Source organism: Leifsonia sp. McL0627 (assembly GCF_058244615.1).
Window position 1 is genome coordinate 385,053 of the sequence record NZ_JBZCGM010000003.1, and the last position, 22,855, is coordinate 407,907.

The 22,855-nt window shown below is 69.5% G+C and carries 29 protein-coding genes; 15 read left to right on the top strand and 14 right to left on the bottom strand.

Annotated features, from left to right (window positions below; all coding sequences use genetic code 11):
* Window positions 1-10: 10 nt before the first annotated feature.
* The gene (locus AC37TH_RS10070; RefSeq protein WP_490764218.1) at window positions 11-424 is read right to left on the bottom strand and encodes a MarR family winged helix-turn-helix transcriptional regulator; all 414 of its coding nucleotides are present in this window, start codon (window positions 422-424) and stop codon (window positions 11-13) included.
* Between the two features lie 47 nt (window positions 425-471).
* Here AC37TH_RS10070 and AC37TH_RS10075 point away from each other — a divergent pair, with 47 nt between their 5' ends.
* The gene (locus AC37TH_RS10075) at window positions 472-1,251 is read left to right on the top strand and encodes an alpha/beta fold hydrolase (protein WP_490764219.1); all 780 of its coding nucleotides are present in this window, start codon (window positions 472-474) and stop codon (window positions 1,249-1,251) included.
* Between the two features lie 50 nt (window positions 1,252-1,301).
* On the opposite strand, the gene dinB is transcribed toward AC37TH_RS10075, so the two are convergent.
* From dinB to AC37TH_RS10090, 3 genes are all read right to left on the bottom strand, one after another.
* The gene (gene dinB / locus AC37TH_RS10080) at window positions 1,302-2,498 is read right to left on the bottom strand and encodes a DNA polymerase IV (RefSeq protein ID WP_490765095.1); all 1,197 of its coding nucleotides are present in this window, start codon (window positions 2,496-2,498) and stop codon (window positions 1,302-1,304) included.
* Between the two features lie 69 nt (window positions 2,499-2,567).
* Window positions 2,568-3,641 (bottom strand): DNA glycosylase AlkZ-like family protein, encoded by a 1,074-nt coding sequence (locus AC37TH_RS10085; RefSeq protein WP_490764220.1) that lies wholly within the window; start codon window positions 3,639-3,641, stop codon window positions 2,568-2,570.
* Window positions 3,642-4,421, bottom strand: a complete 780-nt coding sequence (locus AC37TH_RS10090; RefSeq protein ID WP_490764221.1) for a hypothetical protein — start codon at window positions 4,419-4,421, stop codon at window positions 3,642-3,644. It lies immediately after the preceding gene.
* A 95-nt stretch (window positions 4,422-4,516) separates the two neighbouring features.
* On the opposite strand from AC37TH_RS10090, the gene AC37TH_RS10095 reads away from it, so the two are divergent.
* Window positions 4,517-5,137: a TMEM175 family protein gene (locus tag AC37TH_RS10095; RefSeq protein WP_490764222.1), complete on the top strand. Its 621-nt coding sequence runs from the start codon at window positions 4,517-4,519 to the stop codon at window positions 5,135-5,137.
* Here AC37TH_RS10095 and AC37TH_RS10100 read toward each other — a convergent pair.
* Window positions 5,131-5,574 carry a CGNR zinc finger domain-containing protein gene (locus AC37TH_RS10100; RefSeq protein WP_490764223.1) on the bottom strand — a complete coding sequence of 148 codons (444 nt, stop codon included), beginning with the start codon at window positions 5,572-5,574 and terminating at the stop codon, window positions 5,131-5,133. The genes AC37TH_RS10095 and AC37TH_RS10100 overlap by 7 nt on opposite strands.
* Before the next feature lie 134 nt (window positions 5,575-5,708).
* On the opposite strand from AC37TH_RS10100, the gene AC37TH_RS10105 reads away from it, so the two are divergent.
* The 3 genes from AC37TH_RS10105 to AC37TH_RS10115 are packed head-to-tail and all read left to right on the top strand — an operon-like array spanning window position 5,709 to window position 7,850.
* Window positions 5,709-6,257 carry an NAD(P)H-dependent oxidoreductase gene (locus AC37TH_RS10105; RefSeq protein ID WP_490764224.1) on the top strand — a complete coding sequence of 183 codons (549 nt, stop codon included), beginning with the start codon at window positions 5,709-5,711 and terminating at the stop codon, window positions 6,255-6,257.
* Entirely contained in the window at window positions 6,254-7,297 is a 1,044-nt protein-coding gene (locus AC37TH_RS10110) for an SLAC1 family transporter (protein WP_490764225.1), read from the top strand. The genes AC37TH_RS10105 and AC37TH_RS10110 overlap by 4 nt, the downstream gene beginning before the upstream one ends.
* A gap of 55 nt (window positions 7,298-7,352) precedes the next feature.
* A complete protein-coding gene (locus AC37TH_RS10115; RefSeq protein WP_490764226.1) occupies window positions 7,353-7,850 on the top strand; it encodes a hypothetical protein in 498 nt (165 codons plus the stop codon).
* Between the two features lie 67 nt (window positions 7,851-7,917).
* Here the strand turns inward: AC37TH_RS10115 and AC37TH_RS10120 are convergent, their stop codons facing one another.
* The 3 genes from AC37TH_RS10120 to AC37TH_RS10130 are packed head-to-tail and all read right to left on the bottom strand — an operon-like array spanning window position 7,918 to window position 9,191.
* Window positions 7,918-8,361: an SRPBCC family protein gene (locus AC37TH_RS10120; protein WP_490764227.1), complete on the bottom strand. Its 444-nt coding sequence runs from the start codon at window positions 8,359-8,361 to the stop codon at window positions 7,918-7,920.
* Window positions 8,362-8,376: 15 nt separating this feature from the next.
* Window positions 8,377-8,820 carry an SRPBCC family protein gene (locus tag AC37TH_RS10125; protein ID WP_490764228.1) on the bottom strand — a complete coding sequence of 148 codons (444 nt, stop codon included), beginning with the start codon at window positions 8,818-8,820 and terminating at the stop codon, window positions 8,377-8,379.
* Complete coding sequence (locus tag AC37TH_RS10130) at window positions 8,817-9,191, bottom strand: ArsR/SmtB family transcription factor (protein WP_490764229.1); 375 nt, start codon at window positions 9,189-9,191, stop codon at window positions 8,817-8,819. Before AC37TH_RS10130 ends, AC37TH_RS10125 begins: the two co-directional genes overlap by 4 nt.
* A 139-nt stretch (window positions 9,192-9,330) precedes the next feature.
* Between AC37TH_RS10130 and AC37TH_RS10135 the strand changes: the two genes are divergently transcribed.
* The 3 genes from AC37TH_RS10135 to AC37TH_RS10145 all read left to right on the top strand — a co-directional run bounded on the left by AC37TH_RS10135 (window position 9,331) and on the right by AC37TH_RS10145 (window position 11,550).
* Complete coding sequence (locus AC37TH_RS10135) at window positions 9,331-10,224, top strand: oxidoreductase (protein WP_490764230.1); 894 nt, start codon at window positions 9,331-9,333, stop codon at window positions 10,222-10,224.
* A 42-nt stretch (window positions 10,225-10,266) separates the two neighbouring features.
* Window positions 10,267-10,815 (top strand): hypothetical protein, encoded by a 549-nt coding sequence (locus tag AC37TH_RS10140; protein WP_490764231.1) that lies wholly within the window; start codon window positions 10,267-10,269, stop codon window positions 10,813-10,815.
* Window positions 10,816-10,878: 63 nt separating this feature from the next.
* Complete coding sequence (locus AC37TH_RS10145; protein WP_490764232.1) at window positions 10,879-11,550, top strand: DnaJ family domain-containing protein; 672 nt, start codon at window positions 10,879-10,881, stop codon at window positions 11,548-11,550.
* A 36-nt stretch (window positions 11,551-11,586) separates the two neighbouring features.
* On the opposite strand, the gene AC37TH_RS10150 is transcribed toward AC37TH_RS10145, so the two are convergent.
* The 3 genes from AC37TH_RS10150 to AC37TH_RS10160 are packed head-to-tail and all read right to left on the bottom strand — an operon-like array spanning window position 11,587 to window position 13,429.
* Window positions 11,587-12,420 carry a hypothetical protein gene (locus tag AC37TH_RS10150; RefSeq protein ID WP_490764233.1) on the bottom strand — a complete coding sequence of 278 codons (834 nt, stop codon included), beginning with the start codon at window positions 12,418-12,420 and terminating at the stop codon, window positions 11,587-11,589.
* Entirely contained in the window at window positions 12,345-12,842 is a 498-nt protein-coding gene (locus AC37TH_RS10155) for a DUF6114 domain-containing protein (protein ID WP_490764234.1), read from the bottom strand. Before AC37TH_RS10155 ends, AC37TH_RS10150 begins: the two co-directional genes overlap by 76 nt.
* Window positions 12,833-13,429: a DUF6230 family protein gene (locus AC37TH_RS10160; protein ID WP_490764235.1), complete on the bottom strand. Its 597-nt coding sequence runs from the start codon at window positions 13,427-13,429 to the stop codon at window positions 12,833-12,835. Before AC37TH_RS10160 ends, AC37TH_RS10155 begins: the two co-directional genes overlap by 10 nt.
* A 176-nt stretch (window positions 13,430-13,605) precedes the next feature.
* Here AC37TH_RS10160 and AC37TH_RS10165 point away from each other — a divergent pair, with 176 nt between their 5' ends.
* On the top strand, window positions 13,606-14,190 hold the full coding sequence (locus tag AC37TH_RS10165; protein WP_490764236.1) for a TetR/AcrR family transcriptional regulator: 585 nt from the start codon (window positions 13,606-13,608) through the stop codon (window positions 14,188-14,190).
* 212 nt (window positions 14,191-14,402) lie between these two features.
* The gene (locus tag AC37TH_RS10170; protein WP_490764237.1) at window positions 14,403-15,368 is read left to right on the top strand and encodes a nucleoside hydrolase; all 966 of its coding nucleotides are present in this window, start codon (window positions 14,403-14,405) and stop codon (window positions 15,366-15,368) included.
* A gap of 73 nt (window positions 15,369-15,441) precedes the next feature.
* On the opposite strand, the gene AC37TH_RS10175 is transcribed toward AC37TH_RS10170, so the two are convergent.
* Entirely contained in the window at window positions 15,442-16,476 is a 1,035-nt protein-coding gene (locus AC37TH_RS10175; RefSeq protein WP_490764238.1) for a LacI family DNA-binding transcriptional regulator, read from the bottom strand.
* A 92-nt stretch (window positions 16,477-16,568) separates the two neighbouring features.
* Between AC37TH_RS10175 and uriH the strand changes: the two genes are divergently transcribed.
* From uriH to AC37TH_RS10190, 3 genes are read left to right on the top strand one after another with little or no spacing between them, the layout of a single operon-like run.
* The gene (gene uriH / locus AC37TH_RS10180) at window positions 16,569-17,525 is read left to right on the top strand and encodes a uridine-preferring nucleoside hydrolase UriH (RefSeq protein WP_490764239.1); all 957 of its coding nucleotides are present in this window, start codon (window positions 16,569-16,571) and stop codon (window positions 17,523-17,525) included.
* Window positions 17,522-18,955, top strand: coding sequence for a uridine transporter UriT (gene uriT, locus AC37TH_RS10185; RefSeq protein WP_490764240.1), 1,434 nt, complete (start codon window positions 17,522-17,524; stop codon window positions 18,953-18,955). The genes uriH and uriT overlap by 4 nt, the downstream gene beginning before the upstream one ends.
* Window positions 18,956-19,015: 60 nt before the next feature.
* Window positions 19,016-19,933: a ribokinase gene (locus tag AC37TH_RS10190; protein WP_490764241.1), complete on the top strand. Its 918-nt coding sequence runs from the start codon at window positions 19,016-19,018 to the stop codon at window positions 19,931-19,933.
* Between the two features lie 86 nt (window positions 19,934-20,019).
* Here the strand turns inward: AC37TH_RS10190 and AC37TH_RS10195 are convergent, their stop codons facing one another.
* Together AC37TH_RS10195 and AC37TH_RS10200 are read right to left on the bottom strand one after the other, a co-directional pair.
* Entirely contained in the window at window positions 20,020-20,355 is a 336-nt protein-coding gene (locus AC37TH_RS10195) for a hypothetical protein (RefSeq protein ID WP_490764242.1), read from the bottom strand.
* A gap of 103 nt (window positions 20,356-20,458) precedes the next feature.
* Window positions 20,459-21,295 carry a DsbA family protein gene (locus tag AC37TH_RS10200; RefSeq protein WP_490764243.1) on the bottom strand — a complete coding sequence of 279 codons (837 nt, stop codon included), beginning with the start codon at window positions 21,293-21,295 and terminating at the stop codon, window positions 20,459-20,461.
* A gap of 191 nt (window positions 21,296-21,486) precedes the next feature.
* Here AC37TH_RS10200 and AC37TH_RS10205 point away from each other — a divergent pair, with 191 nt between their 5' ends.
* Window positions 21,487-22,113, top strand: coding sequence for a class I SAM-dependent methyltransferase (locus tag AC37TH_RS10205; RefSeq protein WP_490764244.1), 627 nt, complete (start codon window positions 21,487-21,489; stop codon window positions 22,111-22,113).
* A 95-nt stretch (window positions 22,114-22,208) separates the two neighbouring features.
* A complete protein-coding gene (locus tag AC37TH_RS10210) occupies window positions 22,209-22,841 on the top strand; it encodes a G5 domain-containing protein (protein ID WP_490764245.1) in 633 nt (210 codons plus the stop codon).
* Window positions 22,842-22,855 lie beyond the last annotated feature (14 nt).

Genomic DNA, 22,855 nt, shown 5'->3' on the forward strand with positions numbered 1-22,855 from the left:
CGGGGGACGATCACGCCTCCGCGGTCAGAATCAGGAGCGTCTGGTGGAGCGCCGCGCGCTGATCCTCATCGAGCGGCGCAAAAAGGTCGTGCAGCACGCCGCGCGCGGTGTGGTGGCCGTCCTTCAGGGCGGCGCGCCCCGAGTCGGTCAGCGTGTGCTCGATCCGGCGTCCTCGTCCAGCTGATCTCGTGATGAGGCCGCGATCGACCAGGCGGCTTGCCAGGGTGCCGAACGACTGGTCGCTCTGGAACGTCGCCAGGGCGAGGTCGTGGCCGGAGGCGTCCGGCATTCGCTCGATGGCGCGCAAGGCATCCCACTGCACGAGGGTGATCCCGATCTCGCGGAGTGCGGCATCCATTGTGCGGTGATTCCGGTACTGCGCGCGTTTGATGCTCTGCCCGAGCGCTTCCAAGTTCGTGGTCACGGTGCTACTGTATCAACACCCGTATATAAACATGTTGATTTAGGAGCATGATGAACGCCACACTTCCCGAAGACCTTCCCGTCGTCCAGGCCGGCGACCCGGCGTCGCGGACGGCCCTCGTGCTTCATGGCGGTGGCGGACCGCAGACTGTCGCGCCCATCGTCGGACACCTCGCGTCCGCCATGCATGTCCTCGCGCCGACGCATCCGGGGTGGGAGGGGACGCCGCGTCCGGACTCGATCGCCTCGGTCGCTGACCTCGCAGCCGGTTACCTCGACTATCTGCTCGATCGGGGAGAGCAGGACGTCGTGCTGATCGGATCGTCGATCGGCGGGTGGATCGCCCTGGAGATGGCGCTGCAGGCCGCTGCGGATGCGCGGTACAGCGGGCTGATCGGCGCGGTGGTCGACATCGACGGGGTCGGCGCTGTCGTCGACGGCGAGCCCATCGCGGACTTCTTCGCCCTGGATGCACGGGGTCTCGCCGAGGTCGCCTGGCACGATCCGGAGCGCGGCTACCGGGATCCTGCCGGGTTCACTGACGCGCAGCGCGCCATCCAGCAGAGCAACGGTCGGACGATGGCCGTCATCGCTGGTGCGGGCATGAACGATCCGGCCCTGCTCGGGCGGCTCGGCGCTCTGCGTGTCCCGGCCCTGATCGTGTGGGGGGAAAGCGACCGGATCGCCACCCCGGGCTACGGACGGGCCGTCGCCGCGGCCGTGCCAGGGGCGCAGTTCGCCGAGATCCCCGAAGCCGGGCACCTGCCGCACCTCGAAGCCCCGGATGCGACGTGGGCGGCGATCGATCCGTTCCTGGCGCGGAACTGACCGGATGCCTCAGCCGGGGTGACCGTGCGAGGCACTCGTTCGCGCCCGCGTCACTGGTGTTCCGGCAGCAGGGGAGTCGACCATCCCGGATCGCGGCCGAGTTGCGCGGCCCGCGAGACGGACGTGGCCCCGAAACGATCCCGGACGGCGTCGAGCACGGTGTCGAGGCGCGCGCCGTCGTTCCAGTCGATCGGCAGTTCTGGCTGGAAACTGTCCGACCGGCCCAGTTGCGACAGCGAGATGCCGATGAGGGTGATGCCGCGTTCGGTGATCTCCGGCTGAGCGGCAGCGAGCAGGGTGCGGGCGACACCGAGCAGCACGGACGTGCGGTCGGACGGGAAGCCGAGGGTGCGGGAGCGCGTGGCCTTGGCGAAGTCGCCGAAGCGGAGTCGCAGCACGATGGTGCGGCAGGTGCGGTCGCCGTCGCGGAGCCGACCCGCGAGGCGATCGACGAGCTGGGTGAGGATCAGGTCGAGTTCTTCGGCGGTGCGCGGGCGGCTTCCGAGGGCGCGCTGCGACCCGATGGAGCCGCGTCGGCGGGTGGTGTCGACCGGGCGGGGGTCTCGCAGGCGGGCCAGCGCGTGCAGGTGCGCTCCGGCCGCCCTGCCGAGCAGCCGCTCCGTCGCGGCCTCTTCGAGCTCGGCCAGCTGGCCGACGGTGCGGATGCCGAGACGGTGCAGTTTCTCCGCGGTGACGGCGCCGACGCCCCAGAGTCGTTCCACCGGGAGGGGGAGCAGGAACTCCTGTTCCCGCTCCGGCTCGACCAGGAGCAGGCCGTTGGGCTTGCTCACGGCGCTGGCGACTTTGGCGAGGAACTTGGTCCGCGCGATCCCCACAGAGATGGCGAGACCGACCTCTGCGTGGACGCGCTCGCGCAACCGTGCCGCGATCTGCTCCGGCGTGCCCGCGATGCGTCTGAGCCCGCCGACTTCGAGGAACGCTTCGTCGATCGACAGCCCCTCCACCAGCGGCGTGGTGTCGCGGAAGATCGCGAACACGTCCTTGCTGGCCGCGGAATACGCATCCATCCGGGGAGGGACGACGATGGCCTCCGGGCACAGCTCGCGCGCCTGCCGTCCGCCCATCGCGGTGCGGACGCCCCGCGCCTTCGCCTCGTAGCTGGCCGCCAGCACCACGCCGCCGCCGACGATCACGGGCCGGCCGCGGAGGGCGGGCGCGTCACGCTGCTCGACCGAAGCGTAGAACGCGTCGAGGTCCGCGTGCAGCACGGTGGCCTCGCCCCGCATCCCGGCCTCCGATCGTTCGTCCGTCGGGAGAATGATCGCACGGACCGCGGACACCGGACCCCCGCAGTGTCACCACTCCGGGACGTCGACTCCCAGCCACCTGCCGAGGTCCGCGATCTCCGCGTGGACCATGTCGTGCTCGACCTCGTCGAAGGGCACGAACTCGTGAATCGCGGTGACTTTCAGTTCGTCGCGCTCGCCGTCGACCTCGGCGTCGAGCATGCCCATAAACCGGTCGCCCATCAGGATCGGATGGGCGAAGTATCCGAACTTTCGCTGCGGCTTCGGCTTGAACTGTTCGAGCACGTACTCGAACTCGAAGAGCTCCCGCAACCGGGGGCGATCGAAGAGCATCCCGTCGTACGGGCTGAGGAACGCAACCCGGCCGCCTTCGTCGTTCTCGAGCGCGGTGAGCGCCTCAGGGTCGACGCGATACTTCTGCCGCATCCCGTCGACCGTCGCCGGTTCGCCCGCCTCCCCGACCGGCGTCCACGGTGATCGCTGCTTGGCGATGCCGGCCGCCTGGAGCCTGCGCTCGTTCAGCAACCGGTCTGCCTCGTCGTCGCCGTAGTCGGGCAGGTCCTGCGGGTAGACGCGCTCAGCGAGATCCCAACGCCGATGGCGGCCCTCCCGCCCGGCGATGGCGACCTCACCGCGCCGGTGCAGGAAGTCGAGCATGTGCCCGACCTGATTGGCCCCTGACCAGCCGTCCGGCGGCCGGGCGACGTCGGCGGTGTCCGGGATGTCGCTGGCGAGGAGCGGCCCTTCCGCTCGCAGTCTGGCCAGAACCTCGGTGTGGAACCGATCGTTCGCCTCCAGCCACTGCCGGCTGCTCGCCCTGCGCGGCCAGCGCCGCATGGCCGGAAGCATCAGCGGCAGCAGGCTCACGGGACGGAAGGCGCCGTCGAACTCGAACAGCAGCCGGTCCGACTCCACGGCCTTCGGCAGCTGCCCCCTGTCGTACGTCCAGCCGATCCGCGACCACAGGATGGTGTGCTCCGCCGGTGCGATGGTGGCCGTCGGGTCGACCTTGATGGCGCCGAGTTGCTCGGCGATGCCGACGACATCGTCTGGGCGGCGCGCATCCAGAAGCTGGGCCTGCACGGCGATGCGGCGTGCCTGGTCGCGGGTGAGGTGATGCATTCAGCCGCCGTACTTCGAGTGGATCGCGATCGGGGTCCCGTTCGCGGTGCAGATCTGCCCGGCGAGCGCGTAGGCGGCGGTGAAGTCGCCGAGTTGCGGGTGAAGGATCCCTCCGGGGTGATCGCCTGCCCCGGTCAGCCAATCGGCCAGCTGCGGGATGACCGTGCTGAGCAGGCTGGTCGACTCGGTCTTTGCCTTCGCCTCCGTGGCCAGCGCGGTGAGGTCTGCCTTGGCCTGCGCAGTCTGCGCGGACCATTGCGCGTCGCTGACGTCTCCGTGGTCGTGGCCTTGGTCCGCGTTCCAGTACGCCTCGATGATCGGTGTGAGCGCCGCGCACTGCTTCTTCGTCACGGGGTTCGGGGCGACAGGGCGAGGACTGAAACGGAGAGCGGCGGCGAACCGGGTGTCGTCGGGGACGACGACATCGACGGTGACCCGTCGTCCGGGACTCGCCGTGGTCACGTCGAAGTCGAACGACTGCGCGCCCCCGCACGAGCCGGAGCGATCGTCCATCCCGAGATCCGGGGAGATGGAATACAGGCCGGACGTGCAGGTGAAGTCGACGTGGAGGGTGCGCGCGCCTGCGGGGAGGACGAGGGCGAGGGTCGAGCGGCCTTCGTGATAGAGGTCGGCTGTGGGCCAGTCGGCGGTCGACACCTTCGTCGACGTCGCGGCGGGCGCGCTTTGTGCTGCCGTGCATCCGGCCAGCGCGAGCGATCCCGCCAGCGCCATCGCCAGCAGTGCTGTGCCGACGAGCCTGGACCGGTATGGGGTGTGCATTCGCGTCGTTCTCCTTCGGACGTTGCCCGCGTCACAGCGTAGTCGCGAGCGAGTCGCCGGTATCCCTGAGCCGACTATCCCGGCAGGATGGGCGCATGATGTCGAAGGCTCGGTTCGAGGCGTTCAGCGACGGTGTGCTCGCGGTGGCGATCACGCTGCTCGTGCTCGATCTCCACGTCGACATCGGTCCTGGCCGGTCGCTGGCGGAGGCGCTGGCGAACCAGTGGCCGTCGTTCGTCGCCTACGCGCTGAGCTTCCTGGTCATCGGCGTGATCTGGGTCAACCACCACTCCGTCCTCCGATTCGCCACCGTCATCGATCGGGTGCTGCTCTTCGAGAATTTGCTGCTTCTGATGGTCGTCACCACGATTCCGTTCACCACGTCCACACTCGCCGCAGCTTTCGCCCACGGCACAGGTCAGGACATCCGACTCGGCGCCCTTCTCTACGGCGCGTCGATGACGGGCATGGCGATCACCTTCACGCTGCTGTTCGCCAGGGTCAGCGCCACGCGGCTGGCGGCCGGAGCCATCACGCGCGCGCAGAGACGCAGCGCGGTCCTCCGTTTCGGAGCAGGGACGCTCCTGTACCCGCTGACCGCCGTCGTCGGGATCTGGAACGCGCCGATCATGCTCGCCGTCTACGGCGCGCTCAGCATCTACTACCTGTTCAACCAGACCGGCATTCCGGAGACGGCGAGCGAACCCGTTCAGTGACGCGCGCTGCGCTGCCGCGCGTAGTGGCGACGCGCCTTCATCCTGTTGCCGCAGTCGGACATCGAGCACCATCGTGCGCTGTTCGGCCTGCTGTGGTCGATGAGGAATTTGGTGCATTCCGGATTGGCGCACGGCCGGAGGCGGTTCGGAAGTTCCCGGTGGACGCGGTCCCATTCCACGACCAGTTCGGCCCGCTGGAGTGCCCCGTCTGGACCGTCGAGCGTCCACGCGACGCCGACGCCGGTGACCTCGGGGCGTCGCGAGACGCCGGTGAGGTGCCGTTCGAGGATCGTCGGAGGTGCTTCCCCCCGGATGACGGCTTGCAGGTCGCTGCGGAGCGTGATGAGGAGGGGGTCCTCCAGGGTCTCCACGATGCTGCCGTCGATGACCGGGGCGCTGTTCAGCAGGGCGAGGAGTCTCTCTTCGCTTTCGATCATCTAACCGTCCTATCAGGCCGAGCCGGTTAGGGGCGGGAATATTCTCCAACTCCTAACCTTTTAACAGGCTTGTAAAGGTTAGGGCAACGCGGGATGATCATTCTCTCGACTCTGGCCGCTGAAAGGACCACACTGTGAGCACCGCCCTGATCGTCGGTCATCCCGATCTCGCGTCGTCACGAGTCAGTGCCGCGCTGGTGGATACGGCGCTCGGCGTCCCTGAAGTCGACGTGCGGATCGCTGCGGCGCTCGGGCACGGCGGGACGATGGACATCACCGCCGAGCAGGCCGCGTTGGCGTCAGCGGACGACATCGTCCTCCTCTATCCCACGTACTGGTACTCGACCCCTGCACCGCTGAAACGCTGGCTGGATGAGGTCCTCACGCGGGGCTGGGCATACGGAACGGGGTCTCCCGGAGCCTTGCACGGGAAATCCTTGCGCATCGTGACCACGACGGGCGGCGCGTTCGACGCCTATCGCGACGGGGCCTTGCACAGCTTCGAATACGACGCCATCCTCGCCCCGCTCAAAGCAACGGCCCACCGGCTCGGGATGCGCTGGCTCGACCCCGTGGTGATCCACGGTGTGCGAGACCTCGACGACACCGCGTTGCAGACCGCCGCGGACTCCTTCCGGAGCCTGTTACTTCCCTCGCTGACGGAAATGGAGGCCTCGAAGTGACCGAGGCAGCACGCGTGACGAGGCCATCGGCCGTTCCACGGCGTCGAACGGCGCAGAGGATTCCGCTGAACACGTTCGCGATCGCCTTCGGCCTCGCGGGGTTGGCGACAGTCTGGACGACCTCCGCCCGGTTGCTCGGGGTGTCCGATGTCATCGGCCAGGTGCTGTGGGGCGTCGTGGTGGTGGCGTGGGTGTGGTTGGTCGTCGCGCACCTGCGGCGGGGCGCCCGCAGCTCTGAGACGCTCGCCCAGCAGCTGCGGCACCCAGCCCAGGGGCCGATCGCTGCGCTCGTGCCGGTGGTGGGCATGCTCGTCGGGGCCGACCTCTACCGGTTCGCACCGGCGGCGGGGGAAGTGCTCGTCGTCGTCTCCATCGTCGCTGCCGCCGCGTTCGCCGCGTGGATCCTGGCGTTCTGGCACACCGGCTCGTTGACGCCGGAAGCGTTCCACCCCGGCTACCTGCTTCCGACTGTCGCCGCCGGCCTGATCGCGGCGACCACCGCCTCCAAGGTGGGGCTGCCGCTGCTGGCGATCGGAAGCTTCGCGGTCGGGATCTTCTTCTGGGTCGTGGTGTCCACGGTCGTTCTCGCCCGGCTGGCGTTCTTCGCGCCATTGCCCGCCGCGCTCACTCCGACCTGCGCGATCCTGCTCGCCCCTCCCGCAGTGGCGGGCACGGCCTGGTTCACCATCAACGGTGAGCACGCCGACCCGGTGTCGGGTGCTCTGCTCGGACTGCTCGTCCTCCTCACTCTTCAGCAGCTCGCCCTCCTCCCTCGCTACCGTCCGCTCCCCTTCACCCTGGGCTTCTGGTCGTTCACGTTCCCTCTGGCGGCCGCAGCCGGGTACGGAATCGAATGGCTGTCCATCGCCGACTTCGCAGGATGGCAGGTGGTCGCGTGGCTGCTCGTCGCGATCGTCACCGCGGTCGTCGTACTGGTCGGGCTGCGTTCCCTCCTGCTGGTGACGGGCGTGCGCCGGGGAGCGCTGCGGGCGGAGAGTGTCCTGCGACGGGCGGACAACGCCGTCGAACGCCCGGAGTGACGTTCGGTCGGGCGCTCGTTGTGGATGGCGTCGGCGTGGATTAGCATCTGGTCGCATGACCGCGTTGCACGTCGCGTTGATCCTGATCCATGCGAGTGCGGCGACGGTGGCGTTCGTTCTCGGATTCCTGTTGTGCGCACGGGTTCCCGACGCCGCCCGTTCGGCGCGGTTCGCGGTGTATGCGATCTGCGTGTGGACGGCCGTGCTGACCTTGATCACCGTGGTGCTGGTCGATTGGGGGCGCCTCGATCCGGTGAGGCACATCGCGTTCTCGGTGCTCGGCGTGCTCGGCGTCTACCTCATCTGGCGAACGGAGCGGGCGCGGCGGCAGCTTCGCGGGCGACCGCAGGGCTGGCAGCTTCGCTTCGTCGGTCACGTCGGCTTCGTGCTCATCTCGCTCTTCGATGGATTCTGCATCGTGCTGGCGATCGACCTGGGGATGCCCGGATGGGTCGTCGCCAGCGTCGCGGTGCTCGGCGTGGCCGTCGGCGTCATCGCGCTGCGTGCTCGTGCCAGGGGACTTCGGGTTCAGCAGGAGCTTCCGGAGGGGTAGCGTCGCATCCACCGCTGCGCGCAGATCGCCGTCGTGCGCCTCCGGATTCGGTCGTCGTCTGCTCCCCTCAGTTCCACGAGTCGATCTTCGTGTCCCGCGGCGACGGCGCGCCCGCACCGGTCTCCAGCAGCGACTTGAGGCTCAGCATGAACACGCCCCACTTGGTGCTGCAGTGGTGCATGAACGGCACGGGTTCCGCCCAGCCCTCGTGGATGAAACGGATCAGCGTGTAATCGCCCTCGCGGTCCAGCGCGAAGTTCACGTGCGTGCCGATCCACTCGGCCGGGCCGTCGACGACCTCCCAGCGCACTTTCGAGCCCGGGTGCAGTTCGACGACCTTCATGTCGATGTCGCCCGGCTCGAAGCGGAAGCGGATGACGCCGTCGACGTCGGTGTCTCCTGAGGTGTTCTCGGTCCACCAGCCGGAGAGGCCGTCGATGGTGGAGATGGCGCGGTATGCGTCGTCGGGGGTGACGTCTTTGACGCCGACCTGGTGCAGGATGTCGACCATTGTGTGCTCCTTCGTTCAGTGTTGCGTGGCGTATGCGTCGAGGCCGGACAGGCAGTCCGTCCAGCCGTCGGTGTGCGCATCCACTGCCGCCTGGTGCGGCAGGAGTTCGTGGGTGACGATCACTTCCGTCCCGGAGCCGCGGGGCTCGAAGTCGACGGTGACCAGCGTCTCCTCGTCTTCGGTCACGGGGGAGCGCCAGGTGAAGGCGAGACGGCGCGGGCGGTCGATCGTCCGGTAGGTTCCCCGGTGCACGATGGGCGCCTCCAGGGTGTGCATGACGATGCGGAACTCGCCGCCGACGCGGGGGTCGGCGGAGGCTTCGGTGTGGGTGATGTCGGCCGGGCGCATCCAGACGGCGAGGGCTTCCGGGTCGAGCCAGGCGTCGAACAGGGGTTCGGGAGCGGCGGCGATCAGGCGCGAGACGACGAGCGGGGCGGTCTGGGCGGTCTGGGCGTTCATCGGTCGGTCTCCTTCGGAGCGGTGGCTGGATCAGTGGACGAGCCGGCTGCGCCGGTGACGAAGCGATCCAGAGCGGCCAGGCGATCCGTCCAGAACGCGCGGTAGTGGTCGATCCACTCCGCCGCCTGGGCCATCGGGTCGGCGTTGAGGGAGAGCACGTGGTTGCGGCCGTGGACGGTGCGCGTCACGAGTCCGGCCTGTTCGAGCACGCGGACGTGCTTGGACACGGAGTTGAGGGAGATCGTGAAGTTGCTCGCCACGTCGGTGACGCGTTCGTCGCCGCCGGCGAGCCTGTTCAGGATCTCGCGCCGGGTGGGGTCGGAGATCGCTCCGAACACCCGGTCGAGTGTTGCTGCTTGAGATTCACCCATGTGGGTGAATATAGCATCGACGATGGATGCGCGCCAGAGCTACTGCCGATCTGTGGGGCAGAGGCACTGCCCATCCACGGGAAGGAGGAGCATCGTTGAACCTGTCGCCCGGCATCCCGCCGCCCGACAGGAAGGAAGCATGGCATCCTCGATTCTCCCCGGCGGACTCTTCCCGGTCGGCGACCTCGAATTCACGCGCGTCGGCTATGGCGCGATGCAGCTCGCGGGGCCAGGCGTCTTCGGGCCGCCCGCCGACCGTGACGAGGCCGTCGCCGTGCTCCGCGAGGCCGTCGAGCTCGGCATCCGGCACATCGACACGGCGGAGTACTACGGGCCGCACGTCACCAACGAGATCATCCGGGAGTCGCTCTCGCCGTATCCGGAAGACCTGCACATCGTCACCAAGGTCGGCGCGCGCCGCGACGCCGAAGGGCACTGGCCGAACGCCCGCACCCCCGACGAACTGCGCGAGCAGGTGCACGAGAACCTGCGCACGCTGGGGGTGGATGCGCTCGACGTCGTCAACCTGCGGATGGGCGGGTTCGGGGATCCGGAGCAGGGGAGCATCGCCCCGCAGGTGGAGGCGCTGGCCGAGTTGCGCCAGCAGGGGCACATCCGCCACATCGGGCTCAGCACGGTCAGCCCTGAGCAGCTCGCCGAAGCGCAGGCCATCGCGCCGATCGTGGAGGTGCAGAACTTCTACAACATCGCCAGGCGCGACGACGACGCCCTCGTCGACGAGACCGCCCGGCAGGGGATCGCCTACGTCCCGTACTTCCCACTCGGCGGGTTCACTCCGCTGCAATCGGACGAGCTCGGCGAGGTCGCCCGCGAACTGGAGGCGACGCCGATGGCGGTCGCGCTGGCCTGGCTGCTGCAGCGCTCGCCGAACATGCTGCTGATCCCCGGCACGTCGTCGCGGGCGCACCTGCGGGAGAACGTCGCGGGGGCGGGGCTGGAGCTGCCGGTGGATGCGGTGGCACGGCTGGATGCGATCGGCGCGGCGGCCGGGGGTGGCCGCGCGTCATCCTGACGACGGATGCGCACGGTTCCTGCCGCGCGTAGCGTTTCGCCCATGTCAGTGAGGACGGTTGTCTGGCTGGCGGTCGCTGCGGCGATCGTCACGATCCTTTTCGGCACGATCTATGTGGTCGCCCAGCAGGCGGGCCGCTCCGGCGCCGACGACGCGCCGATGCGGCTGCTCTCGCAGCTGGGCGACGAACCGGGGAGCGCGGGGCGCGTCGACCTCGCCACCAGCCTCGCGCCGTTCGAGGTCAGCTATGACGAGGGCGGTCGTGCGATGTCCGGTGACGCGTACCTGGACGGCCGGCTCGCGAGCATCCCGATCGGCGTCGTGAAGAACGCCTGGGCTTTCGGCGAGGACCGGGTCACCTGGCAGCCGCGCGACGACCTGCGGTTCGCGATCGTCGCCGAGCGAGACGGCAACCGCGTGGACGTGGCTGGCCAGTCGCTCGTGCCGGTGGAGGCTCGGGCGGAACGGCTGCTGCTACTCGTGGCGGCGGGGTGGGCTGCGTGCATCGCCGTGCTCGGAGGCGGTGCGCTGGTGAGCTGGCTGCTCGGTCGGTACGGGCGGCGGTGGCGGCGCGGAGTCGAGCCGGGGTGACCGGCGGCGAGCGTGACGGGCCACCGCTCGCGCCCCGCGCATCCATCGTTTTACGCTGGAGGCATGGCGAAAGGGCAGGAGCACGGCGACTCCCGGGTGGAGGCGTCCCGCTACGTGGTCGACCGGCTGGTCGACGAGGAGCGGCGACAGGCGGGCGAGGAAGCGCCGAGTGAGGCGGCGGAGCCGAGCAATACCGGCGCCCCGACGATGGATCAGCGTGCGCACGTCGTGGAGAACGCCATCCAGCAGGCCATCCGCCGCGGCGAGTTCGACAACCTGCCGGGTGCGGGCAAGCCGTTGGAGAACCTGTCGGGGACGCACGATCCCGACTGGTGGATCCGACGCAAGATCGAACGCGAACGGCTCACCGGCCTCGGGCCTCCCGCGCTCACCCTGCGCACCGAGCACGCGCAGCTCGACGCGAAACTGGATGCGAGGGGCTCCGAGGCGCGCGTGCGCGAGATCCTGAGCGACTTCAACAAGCGCGTCGTGGAGGCGCGGCGGCAGTTGCAGGGCGGCCCGCCGGTCGTCACGCCGACCAGGGACGTGGAGGGGGAGGTCGCGCTCTGGCGCGCACGCCGGGACGCGCGACGCCTGGCCGCGCAGCAGGAGCGTGAGCGGCAGGAGACGGAGGAGGCGTCGCTGAGCAGGCAGGAACGTCGGGAACGGCGGATGCGCCTGCGGGCGCAGCGGCAGCAGGAGAAGCAGCGGCAGAAGCGGCAGAAGCGCGGCTGAGCCCGGCTGAGCGCTGCTGAGCCCGGCTGCGTCCGGCTATTCCGTCAGGTGCTGGTGCGGGTTCGTGAACGCGATCTGGTCCGCCGTGACGCCGACCAGTCCGAGGGTCACCTTCAGCAGTTGCGGCGGCAGGCCATCGGCCGGGGGAGGGGTGGAAGCGCCGAGGGTCAGTGATTTCCCGTCTTTGCCGGTCGCCGTGACCGAGTCGAGGTAGACCTGCACGTTGCCGGTGAGGCGCATCCGGTCGGCGGTGGTGGCGAGCACAGGGCCGGTCGCCTTGCGGACCGTCAGGCTGAAACCGTCGATCGTGATCTCGTCGGCAACGAGCTTCAGCACCGGGATGCGGGAGCCGTCGGCGACAGGGACCGTCACCACGCTGAGCGAGCGCAGGCCGGAGAACGAGAGCGACGAGCTGCCGAGCTGCGCGGGCGGCTGGGCGAAGACGGGTGCTGCGGCGTCGGGGGAGGCCGGCGTGGCGGGAGCCGCGGGGGCGGGCGCTCCGGTGCTCGGGGACGGCGTGGGTTTCGGGGCGCTTCCCGGGGCGGCTGGCGCACCGGGGAGGCCGGGGAGTCCAGGGAGGCCGGGCGCGCTCGGCGTCGGAGTGGGCGTCGGTGTCGGGCTGGGCGCGGGCGTGCTGCAGTCCATCAGCAACGGGATGCACCACGCCCCCTCCGGCACGACCATCGGCGCCCGGGCGAAGCCGAAGCCGACCAGCGCGACCGCGAGGCACACGGCGAGCGTGCCGCGCATCCCGCGCATCCCGCGCCGGTGGGGGGTGGGGGCGTCGCGGCGGCTCAGGATGGCGTCCCGTCGTCGACGACGGCAGCGTCCGCCGTCGCGGCTTCGGCGGGCGCTGTCCGCGGCATCCACGCCACCGCCAGCACACCGCCGACCGTGCTCAGCAACATCCCGACGAAGAAGCCGCCCAGGTTCACCCCGACGAGCGAGTACACCGCGACCACCAGTGCGATCACGCCGTAGAAGATGCGGTGCGCCGGCATCAGCACGATCAGCACGCCGAGCAGCACCAGCACGATCGGGATGATCGTGGCCTGCAACCCCTCGATGCCGAGCTGCACGTGGATCTTCCCGATGTCGAGCTGGCCGGAGAAGAACAGTTCGATGCCGCCGAGCGCGATCAGCACGCCGCCGACGAACGGGCGCTGCCTGCGCCAGCGCGAGAACCGGGTCCAGGCGGTGTCGGTGTCGGTGTCGGTGTCGGTGTTGGCGGCGGCGGCAGTCCGCGCCGCGCGCCTGCTGCCGCTCCCGTCCGTCGAGGCGTTCAGAAGCATCCCTTGGACCCGTCGGTCAGCTGCACGTGCATCCCGGTCAGTGTGAACACCGAGGCCTGGGTGCTCCAGGCGGTCTGCTGCAGGTGGGCGATCTTCACGGTGTCCGCATCCTGGGCGAAGTCGCCGACGCCGCCCTTGGCCGCCGTGTTCACCGTGGAGGCGTCGACGCCGATCCGGATGTTGCCGAACGTCGAGTCGCCCTTGAGGTCGGTCATCCCGATCTGCAGGTCGGAGGCGCTTGCGGGCGAACCGCCGCCGCCCGCGGTGATGAGGAGTCCGACTTTGCCCATCGGGGTGTCGGTGATGACGGACTGGCACAGGTCGGCGAGTGTGGCCGACTTGATGTTGGCGATGGCGACCTGGTGGTCCTTCCCGGCGGTGTCGGGGGCGACACCCGCGTACTGGCTGAACCCGGTGCCGTCGAGCTCCGAGGCGCTGATCTGGAACTGGCTCCCGGAGACCGCGAACGACACGGGAACGGCCCCGTTGGCGACCCCGGCCATCAGCAGCGACGACACCACGGCCACTGGCACGGCGGCGAGCACGATGCGCCCGGTGTGGGAGCGGGTGACTGAGCGGAACTTCATCGATCCTCCTCGTTTTGGGGTATTGACAGCGGCGATGCTGGTCAGGTCGGAACCCCACGAGCGAGCATATTCGCTATTGACGGGTTGTCAATAGTGCAGTGGATGCGGGTGGGCAGTGCATGCCGGTGGGCAGGGCACGCGGGTGGGCAGTGCATCCGGGTGGTTAGGCTCGACGCATGGAGATCGACCGGCGCACCAGGCTCACCCCGGACGAGCGCCGGGCCCAGCTGGTCGCGCTCGGCGTCGCCTTCCTGGTCGACAAACCATTGGATGCGCTGACCATCGACGTGCTCTCTGCCCAGGCGGGCGTGTCGCGGGCCTTGCTGTTCCACTACTTCGGGTCGAAGCAGGGGCTGCACCGCGAGGTGGTGCGCACCGCCCGCGACAGCATGTTGCGGGCGACGGAGCCGCAGGAGAACCTTCCGCCGCTCGACCGGCTGCACGACACGCTCAACAGGATCGTGCGGTTCGTGCGCGACCACCGCGGCACGTTCTACTCGCTGGTGCGCGGCGTCGCCAGCGGCGACACCGAGGTGCGCGAGGTGGTCGAGGAGGCGAGGACCGTGCAGGCGGAGCGGGTGATCGCGGTGTTCCTGGAACTCGGCGCCGCCGACAGCGAGCTGCTGCGCATCGCGCTGCGCTCGTGGGTGGCGTTCGCGGAGGAGGCACTCGTGCGCAGCGCCCTCGGCACCGACCTCGCGTCGGACGAGGTCGTCGCGTTCCTCGACCGCAGCGCCCGCGCCGTCGTCGCCGCCCTCTGAGCGCGCCGCCCGCCGCTCGGTTTCGCTTGGTCCCGCCCGGTTCCGCTCGGTCCCGCCCGGTCCCTCCTGTCCCGTCCCGTGGTCTCCCACGCCCGCCCCAGCAATCGAGCCGGGACTTATGCACGCGACACGCCGGTCGATAGCGTGCATAAGTCCCGGCTCGATTGCTTGGGTGCGGGGGAGGCGGGGTGGTCGGCGGTAGCCTCGGGAGCATGCCTGAAACGACCACCGGCCGCCGTCCCGTCTACCTCGATTGCGACACGGGGATCGACGACGCGCTCGCCATCGCCTACCTGCTCGCGTCGCCGGAGGTCGAGCTCGTCGGCATCGGCACGGTGAGCGGCAACGTCAGTGCGGCGCAGGGCGCGGAAAACACCCTGCGCATCCTGTCGTTGGCCGGCCGAGGGGACATCCCGGTGGCCGTCGGCTCGCACGATGCGCTCGCGCGGCCGTTCGATGGGGGAGCGACGCACGTGCACGGCGGCAACGGGATCGGCGGCGTTCAGCTGCCGGAGACCGACCTGACGCCGATCGACGAGACGGCGCCCGAACTCCTCCTCCGCCTGTCGCGGGAGCACGATGGCCGCCTCGAGGTCATCACCATCGGGCCGGTGACCAACATCGCGCTCGCGCTGCGGCTCGACCAGGAACTCCCCGGCCGGGTCGCCGCCGTCACCGCGATGGGCGGGGCGGCGTACGCGTCCGGGAACGTCACCCCGGTCGCCGAGGCGAACATCTGGAACGACCCGGAGGCCGCGGTCGTCATGCTCTCCGCGCCGTGGCCGGTCACGCTCGTCCCGCTGGATGTGACCGTCGAGAACATCTTCGAGGAGGAGCACCTGAGCGCCCTCATCGCGGCGGAGCAGCCGCTCGCGCGCGCGGTCGGCGAGATGCTCGGCTTCTACTTCGACTTCTACGTCGACCTGTACGGACGCCGCGCCAGCGCTTTGCACGACCCACTCGCCGCGGCGCTCGCCGTCGGCACGATCGTCGCGACCGACGCTCCGCTCGTCGACGTGGTCGTCGACGCGACCGCCGGTCCAGCACGCGGCCAGACCATCTGCGACCTCCGCGGCCAGCGCCTCGGCCCGGTCGATCAGCCCGGCGCGCACATCCGGGTCGTCCTCGACACCGACCGCCCGCTGGCACCGCACCTTCTCGAGCGCCTCCTCGCCTGACCATCGAGTCCGGACTTGTGCACGCGACACGCCGGGATGCGTCGGGGTGTCGCGTGCATAACTCCCGACTCGATCATGCGGGGGCGGTGGAACCTCGGGGGATGAGGGACGCGATCAGGTCGGCGGGGGCGGCGGCGGTGGACGCGCCTGCGTCCGCGGACGGCGCGGCGTCGATCTGCGCGAGCAGGCGGGCGGCGGCGGCGCGGCCGAGCGGCTCGCCAGGGAGGCGCACCGTGGTGAGCGGCGGGGCCGTCACGCGCGAGTACGGGAGGTCGTCGAAGCCCGTCACCGCCACGTCGCCCGGCACCGACAGTCCGGATGCGCGGGCCGCCTCCAGCACCCCGTACGCGTGCGTGTCGGTCGCGCACACCACCGCGGTCACGCCCTCGGCCGTCCAGGTCGGCCACGCCTCCGCGAACGCCGCCGCCGCCGCGCCCAGCTCGATGATGCTGCGGGCCGCATCCGGTGCGCTCACGGTCATCCCGTGCCGCTGCGCAGCAACGGTGAGCTGTTCGCGGCGCAGCTGGAAGGTGCGCGTGTCGGTGATGCTGTCGAGGTAGCCGAGGGCCGTGTGCCCGCGGGAGGCGAGGTGCGCGGCGAGCTCGTCGATCGCATCCCGCATGTCGTAGTTGACGCTGGCGACGTCGGTGCGCAGCTCCGGCGCATCCAGAGCCACCAGGGGCACGTCGTCGCCGAGTTCGTCGAGGAACGCGTCGGAGGGCGCATCCACCAGGTAGCCGGCCGGCCGCAGCCCGGCGAAGCGGCGCACGTCGGACGCGGAGGGCTGCACGCCGCTCTCGGTCACCGACAGCAGCAGCTGGAACCGGGGGCCGAGCTGCTGCTCGATGCCCTGGATGACCGAGCCGAAGAACGGGTTGGAGAGGTCGGGCGCGATCAGGACCACGAGGTCCGATCGTCCGCGGGCGAGGGCGCTCGCGCCCTGGTCGACCACGTAGCCGAGCTCGGCCACCGATGCCCGCACCCGCTCGATGTTGGCGGAGGAGACCCGGCCGTGCGTCTTGTCGTTGAGCACGAGCGAGACGGTGGCGATCGAGAGCCCGGCGTGCGCGGCCACCTGCGCAGCTGTGACTCTGGATGGTCGGGGCATACGTCGATGCTATCGGCGCACGATTTAACGTCAAGCGCTTAACGTGATATGCATTAAGCGCTTAACTCATCCCCCGACGAAGTGGAGCCCCTGTGGCAAATCCGGGTAAGAAAATCATCCTCGACTGCGATCCAGGGCACGACGACGCCATCGCGATGCTGCTGGCGCACGGCAACCCCGACATCGAACTCCTCGCTGTCACGACCGTGGTCGGCAACCAGACGCTGCCGAAAGTGACCCGCAACGCCCTCGCCGTGGCCGAGATCGCCGGCATCGTCGGCGTCCCCGTCGCCGCAGGCGCGACCCGCCCGCTGGTGCGCACCATCGAGAACGCACCGGAGATCCACGGCGACTCGGGCATGGACGGCCCCGTCCTCCCCGAGCCGACCATGCAGGTGGATGCGCGTCACGCGGTCGACCTGATCATCGACACGATCATGGCGCACGAGCCTGGCACGGTCACCCTCGTCCCGACCGGCGGCCTCACCAACATCGCGCTCGCCGTCCGCAAGGAGCCGCGCATCGCGGACCGGGTGAAGGAGGTCGTGCTCATGGGCGGCGGCTACCACACCGGCAACTGGAGTGCCGTCGCCGAGTTCAACATCAAGATCGACCCAGAGGCGGCCCACATCGTCTTCAACGAGAGCTGGCCGGTCGTGATGGTCGGTCTCGACCTCACCCACCAGGCGCTCGCGACGCCCGACGTCGTCGAGGCGATCAAGGCCGTCGGCACGAAGCCAGCGCAGTTCGTCGTCGAACTGCTCGAGTTCTTCGGGCACACCTACAAGGAGTCGCAGGGCTTCGACGCCCCGCCGGTCCACGACCCGTGCGCCGTCGCGTACGTGATCGACCCCAGCATCGTGCGCACCGTCAAGGTGCCGATCGACATCGAGCTGAGCGGCGCGCTGACTCTCGGGATGACCGTGGCCGACTTCCGTGCCCCCGCGCCGGACGACTGCACCACCTGGGCTGCGACCGAGCTCGACCGCGAGCGCTTCTGGGCGCTCGTCGTGGACGCTCTTGAGCGCATCGGGGAGGTCCGCGCATGAGCAGCGTGACCACCTCCACCGGCTCCACCGGAACCGGACTGACCAGCGGCGGCAAGAGCCTTGTCGCCCTCACCGCAGCGCTGCTCGCGGCCTGCGTCGCGTTCCAGCTGAACGCGAGCATGCTGAGTCCGGTGCTCGTCACCATCTCGCACGAGCTGAAGACCGACGACGCCTCTGTCGGCCTCTCGCAGACCATGTTCTTCACGCTCGCCGCGCTGTTCTCGCTGTTCCTGCCGCGCCTCAGCGACATCGTCGGCCGCAAGCGCATCCTGATCGGGATGCTGCTGGTGATGATGCTCGGAAGCATCGTCGCCGCCCTCGCAGTGAACCTGCCGATGCTCTACGTCGGCCGCGCCATCCAGGGCGTCTCCGGGCCGGTCGTTCCCGTCTGCCTGCTGATGCTGCGCGCCGAGATCTCCGACCCGAAGAAGTACGGCGCCGCGATGGGCCTGCTCACCGCTGTCAACGGCGGCATCGCCGGGATCGACGCGATCGCGGGCGGCTGGCTGGCCACGACGCTCGGCTTCCGGTCGGTGTTCTGGGTGATCGCGGTCGTCTCCGTGGTGGCCGTCGCGCTCGTCCTGATCTGGGGTGTCGAGTCGAAGCCGTCCGCCGGAACGCGCATGGACTGGTGGGGCGTGCTCCCGCTGGTCGTCTCCATCGGTGCACTGCTGATGGCGCTCAACGAAGCGGGCAAGCTGGCCGCGGCCAACTGGACGCTCGTGATCGGCGGGATCGTGCTCTCCCTCGTGGCGTTCGTGGTGTTCTGGTTCGTCGAGAAGCGCATCCGGGAACCGCTGGTGCCGCCGAAGTACCTGCGCCAGCGCAGCACCTGGGCGCTTCTGGTGACCACGCTGCTCACCATGACCGGCGTCTTCGCGGTCGTCAACGGCCTCGTGACCTCGCTCGCCCAGAACGGCGACGCCGGGTTCGGGATGCAGGCCGACCTGGCCTCGCTCGCCTTCCTCACCCCGTATGCGATCGTCGGCTGGATCGTCGGACCGTTCGCCGGACGCCTCGCGCCGACGCTCGGCTACCGCAACGTGCTGCGCGTCGGACTCGTCGGCAGCATCGTCGCCACCGTGCTGATGGCGTTCGTCGGCGTGCAGTCGCTGCCGGTGCTGATCGTCGCGACCGTGCTGATCGGCGTCTGCTACGCGGGCATCGCGAACATCATGCTCAACGGGCTCGGCATCGTGCTGTCCCCGGCGGACAACCCCGGCTTCCTGCCCGGCATGAACGCGGGTGCGTTCAACCTCGGCGCCGGGCTCAGCTTCGCGCTGCTGCCCGTGCTGCAGGTCGTCCTGAGTCCGGCGGGCAGCGCATCCACAGTCGGCTACAGCGCCGGGATGCTCGTGGGTGCCGCGATCACAGTCGTCGCCCTCGCGGTGTCGTTCCTCATCCCGAAGCCCGTCACGGCCGAGGCGTGAGGCGGCGGCAGGAGCGGGCGGCGAGGCCGGGACGAGCAGAGGAAATGAGAGGCTTGGGGCATGACTGACTCCGGCATCCTGATCGTGGGCTCGCTGAACGCCGACCTCGTCGTCCGTACCGACCGCTTCCCCGGTCCGGGGGAGACGGTGCGCGGCTCCGAGCTCGTCACCCTGCCGGGCGGCAAAGGCGCGAACCAGGCCGCCGCTGCCGCCCTCCTCGACGGCGACGTGCGGATGCTCGGCGCCGTCGGGGCGGACACGCACGGCGACCTGCTGACCGACGCGCTGCGCCGTGCGGGCGCCGACGTCGACCGCGTGAGGCGGATCGACGGCGTCGCCACCGGCACGGCGATGATCACGGTGAACGCCGACGGCGAGAACACGATCGTCGTCAGCCCCGGCGCGAACGACCGGCTGACCGCCGACGACGTGCGGGGGAGCGACGCGTTCTCCGGCCGCGGCGTGCTCGGGCTGTGCCTCGAGATCGACACGGCCGTGGTGCTGGCCGCCGCCGAGCGCGCCTCCGCCGCCGGCGCGACCGTGCTGCTCAACCTGTCTCCGTATGCGGAGGTGCCGCAGGAACTACTGACGGCGACGGACGTGCTGCTCGTCAACGAGCACGAGGCGTCGACGCTGCTCGGCGTCGACGTGGAGGCGGTCTCACCGGAGGAGGTCGCATCCCGGCTCGCCGACCGCGGCATCCGGCGTGCCGTCGTCACCCGCGGCTCGGAGGGCGCGCTCGTCTTCGACGACGGCGCGCACGAGTCGGTCCCGGCCGTCCCGGTCACCGCCGTCGACACCACCGGATGCGGCGACGCGTTCATGGGGGCACTCGCGGTGCGCCTCGCGGCCGGTGAGACGCTCGCCTCCGCCGCGGCCTTCGCCGCCGCCGTCGGCGCATACGCCGCCACCGGCCACGGCGCCCAGTCCTCCTACCCCACCCTCGCCCAGCTGCACACCTTCCGCGCCTCCCGCTGACCCCACATCATCGAGTCGGGACTTATGTACGCGACACGCCAGCGTGTCGCGTACATAAGTCCCGACTCGATTGCTTGGGGGGCGGGTCAGGCGTTGGGGTCGCGGGCGGCGTCGGGGGCGTCTGGGTCCGCGTCGGCATCGGCGGCGGAGGCGTGCTCGTCGTACGACGGGGAGGCCTCAGAGGGGGAGCCGCCGGTGGGACCGTCGTTGCCGTCTCCGGCGCCCGGCCAGACGGTCTCGCCGGCGACCGCATCCGTGGTCACCAGGTCGTCCGCGAAGTCGGCGGCCGCGATCGGGTCGTTCGCCGCGTAGTCGACGTCACCGTCGGCCGGGTCGACCCAGCCAGCCGTGTCTCCGGCGTCTGCGTCGCCGAGCAGGTCGTCGTCGAGTCCGTCGATGCCGTCGTCCGGGATGCGGTCCATGGTGTTTCCCTTCGCCGTCTGGTGCTGGTGCAGCGAACGCTACACCGCGCCGCGGGAACGCAGAAGACGCCCGGCCAACCGGCCGGGCGTCTTCCGTCTCGCGCTACTTCTTGGAGGGCGACGGCGTCGGGAAGGTCACGCTTCCGCTGCTGCCCGCGTCGTTGACCGCGGTCTGCACGAACGTCGCGAACGCGGACGCATCGGTGAAGCCGCCGGAGTACCGCTGACCGTTCACGAACACGGTCGGCGTTCCGAACCCGTTCGTCCCGCGCAGCTGGGTGTCGGCGCTGGCCGACTGGGTGCGGTTGGTGACGAACTTCGCGAACCGCTGATCGTTCACGCAGTCGGTGATCGCCTGCGATGACGCCCCCGCTGTCTTGAACAGTTTCAGCATCTCCGCGTTCGTCAGGCCGGAGCCGGTCTGTTCATCCGGTTGGTTGGCGAACAGCGCGCTGTTGACGTCGAAGAATTTGTCCGGCATGAAGTTGGCGACGCACGATGCTGCTGCCGCAGCCCTGGTGGAGTATTTCTTGTTGGTCGAGGAGTCGAGGATCGCGACAGGGTGGATCTCGAGCGTGGCCTGGCCGTCGGCCATCCACTGCTTCATCTGCGCGGAGTTCGTGGTCTCGAACTGGTCGCAGTATGGGCACTGGTAGTCCAGCCAGATCTGGATGTGCGCCGTCTTGCCGTCGAGCGTCTGCTTGGTCGGCGTCGGGTCTGAGCCCTTCGCGATGGCCGGGGTGGTCACCGCTTTGTCCGCCTTGGTCAGCAGAATGCCGCCGCTGAGCATGTTCTTGGGGTTGGCCACGTTGTTGGCCGCGCTGACACCGGCGAAGATGAACCCGCCGACGATGGCGAGCACCGCGATGATTCCGACGATGACGGAACCCTGCACGATGATCTTCTTGCGCTTGGCCTTCTTGGCGGCTTCCTCGCGCATGAGGCGGGCATGTTCCCTCGCCTCTTCCCGGCGGTCGCGTTTATTCGGCCCCGAAGCGCCCCTGCCTGTTGCCATTCGGCTCAATCCCATCAACGGTGAACAGTTCCCTGACGATGTTATTGGGTGAATGCTTTGAAGGGGCTGTACCGGTGCCGTACCGTTGCAGGGATGCGAGACGAAGGTGGGCGACTGTGACGGCAGCGAAGGCTGAAGACCCAGGGGGCTCCGGCAGCGGAACGGCCGGCCTCGAATACGCGGAGCGCCTCCGGAGGCTCGACAACTCGTGGTGGAGGAGGACGCTCAACGTCCAGGCCCCGTACCGCTACAACATCCGGCACATGCACCTCGGCCGCGTGCTCGACATCGGATGCGGTCTCGGCCGCAATCTCGCGCACCTCGGCAACAACGGGGTCGGCGTCGACCACAACCCCGAGTCGATCGCGACGGCCCGCGCCCGCGGGCTGACGGCGTTCACGAGCGACGAGTTCCCGTCGACGCCGTATGCGGTGCCAGGCGCGTTCGACGCCGCCCTCGTCGCGCACGTGGTCGAGCATCTCGATCCGGACTTCGCGGTGGAGCTCATCCAGAGCTACCTCCCGTATGTGCGTTCCGGGGGACAGGTGGTGTTCATCACGCCGCAGGAGCGCGGCTACCGCAGCGACGCAACGCACGTGACGTTCGTCGACTTCGACGGCCTGCGCGCCCTGAGCGTGAAGCTCGGCCTGACGCCCATCCGCCAGTACTCTTTCCCGTTCCCGCGCGCCGCCGGCAAGGCGTTCGCGTACAACGAGTTCGTCACCCTCGCGCGCAAGCCGTAATTTGCACCCCGTTCTGGGCTGTTGCCGGGCTGAATGCTCTGGCGCATACTCGCTGCGTGGGAACAAACCTGACAAAGACTCAGAAAAACGGATGGATGCGCGCGCGGACGACCTGGGTCGTCGCCGCTTCGGCGTTCGTCCTGGTAGTCGGTACGACCGCGATAGCCAACGCAGTGGCACCGCACGCACCGGCCTCGGACCCCGTCGGGTTCGCGGCGGAAGTCGACTCGAGCCCGAGCGCAACTCCATCGACCACGCCGACTCCTGTGGTCGAGACCAAGACGGTGACTGTCGACGAGCCGGTCCCATTTGCGGCCACGACCATCGATGATCCTGGCACCGATGTCGGGTTGACCGCCGTCACGACCGCCGGTCAGAACGGCGTGAAGACAACGACCTTCCAGGTGATTCTGCGCGATGGCGTCGAGATCAAGCGCACGTTGGTCTCCGAAGTCGTGACGACGGCACCTGTCGATCAGGTGACGAGCGTCGGCAGCCGCCAACCCGCGCCACCCCCCGCTCAGGAGCCGGCCGCACCGCCCGCTGATCCTGCGGCAGCATCCGGATGCGACCCGAACTACGCCGGGGCGTGCGTCCCGATCGCGAGCGACGTCGATTGCGCGGGAGGAAGCGGAAACGGTCCTGCCTATGTGCAAGGCCCCGTCCGCGTGGTCGGCTCAGACATCTACGACCTCGACCGCGACGGCAACGGAGTGGGCTGCGAGTAAGCCCATACACGGCG

Bases quoted from the DNA above. Each gene is read 5' to 3' on its own strand.
- AC37TH_RS10170 (WP_490764237.1), top strand. From the start codon at position 14,403: ATGCCTGAAACGACCACCGGCCGCCGTCCCGTCTACCTCGATTGCGAC.
- AC37TH_RS10210 (WP_490764245.1), top strand. From the start codon at position 22,209: ATGCGCGCGCGGACGACCTGGGTCGTCGCCGCTTCGGCGTTCGTCCTG.
- AC37TH_RS10095 (WP_490764222.1), top strand. From the start codon at position 4,517: ATGATGTCGAAGGCTCGGTTCGAGGCGTTCAGCGACGGTGTGCTCGCG.
- AC37TH_RS10085 (WP_490764220.1), bottom strand. From the start codon at position 3,641: ATGCATCACCTCACCCGCGACCAGGCACGCCGCATCGCCGTGCAGGCC.
- AC37TH_RS10155 (WP_490764234.1), bottom strand. From the start codon at position 12,842: ATGCTTCTGAACGCCTCGACGGACGGGAGCGGCAGCAGGCGCGCGGCG.
- AC37TH_RS10190 (WP_490764241.1), top strand. From the start codon at position 19,016: ATGACTGACTCCGGCATCCTGATCGTGGGCTCGCTGAACGCCGACCTC.
- AC37TH_RS10200 (WP_490764243.1), bottom strand. From the start codon at position 21,295: ATGCGCGAGGAAGCCGCCAAGAAGGCCAAGCGCAAGAAGATCATCGTG.
- AC37TH_RS10115 (WP_490764226.1), top strand. From the start codon at position 7,353: ATGACCGCGTTGCACGTCGCGTTGATCCTGATCCATGCGAGTGCGGCG.
- AC37TH_RS10195 (WP_490764242.1), bottom strand. From the start codon at position 20,355: ATGGACCGCATCCCGGACGACGGCATCGACGGACTCGACGACGACCTG.
- AC37TH_RS10125 (WP_490764228.1), bottom strand. From the start codon at position 8,820: ATGAACGCCCAGACCGCCCAGACCGCCCCGCTCGTCGTCTCGCGCCTG.
- AC37TH_RS10120 (WP_490764227.1), bottom strand. From the start codon at position 8,361: ATGGTCGACATCCTGCACCAGGTCGGCGTCAAAGACGTCACCCCCGAC.
- AC37TH_RS10135 (WP_490764230.1), top strand. From the start codon at position 9,331: ATGGCATCCTCGATTCTCCCCGGCGGACTCTTCCCGGTCGGCGACCTC.
- AC37TH_RS10175 (WP_490764238.1), bottom strand. From the start codon at position 16,476: ATGCCCCGACCATCCAGAGTCACAGCTGCGCAGGTGGCCGCGCACGCC.
- dinB (WP_490765095.1), bottom strand. From the start codon at position 2,498: ATGCGGGGCGAGGCCACCGTGCTGCACGCGGACCTCGACGCGTTCTAC.
- AC37TH_RS10145 (WP_490764232.1), top strand. From the start codon at position 10,879: ATGGCGAAAGGGCAGGAGCACGGCGACTCCCGGGTGGAGGCGTCCCGC.
- uriT (WP_490764240.1), top strand. From the start codon at position 17,522: ATGAGCAGCGTGACCACCTCCACCGGCTCCACCGGAACCGGACTGACC.
- AC37TH_RS10075 (WP_490764219.1), top strand. From the start codon at position 472: ATGATGAACGCCACACTTCCCGAAGACCTTCCCGTCGTCCAGGCCGGC.
- AC37TH_RS10130 (WP_490764229.1), bottom strand. From the start codon at position 9,191: ATGGGTGAATCTCAAGCAGCAACACTCGACCGGGTGTTCGGAGCGATC.
- AC37TH_RS10165 (WP_490764236.1), top strand. From the start codon at position 13,606: ATGGAGATCGACCGGCGCACCAGGCTCACCCCGGACGAGCGCCGGGCC.
- AC37TH_RS10090 (WP_490764221.1), bottom strand. From the start codon at position 4,421: ATGCACACCCCATACCGGTCCAGGCTCGTCGGCACAGCACTGCTGGCG.
- AC37TH_RS10100 (WP_490764223.1), bottom strand. From the start codon at position 5,574: ATGATCGAAAGCGAAGAGAGACTCCTCGCCCTGCTGAACAGCGCCCCG.
- AC37TH_RS10140 (WP_490764231.1), top strand. From the start codon at position 10,267: ATGTCAGTGAGGACGGTTGTCTGGCTGGCGGTCGCTGCGGCGATCGTC.
- AC37TH_RS10160 (WP_490764235.1), bottom strand. From the start codon at position 13,429: ATGAAGTTCCGCTCAGTCACCCGCTCCCACACCGGGCGCATCGTGCTC.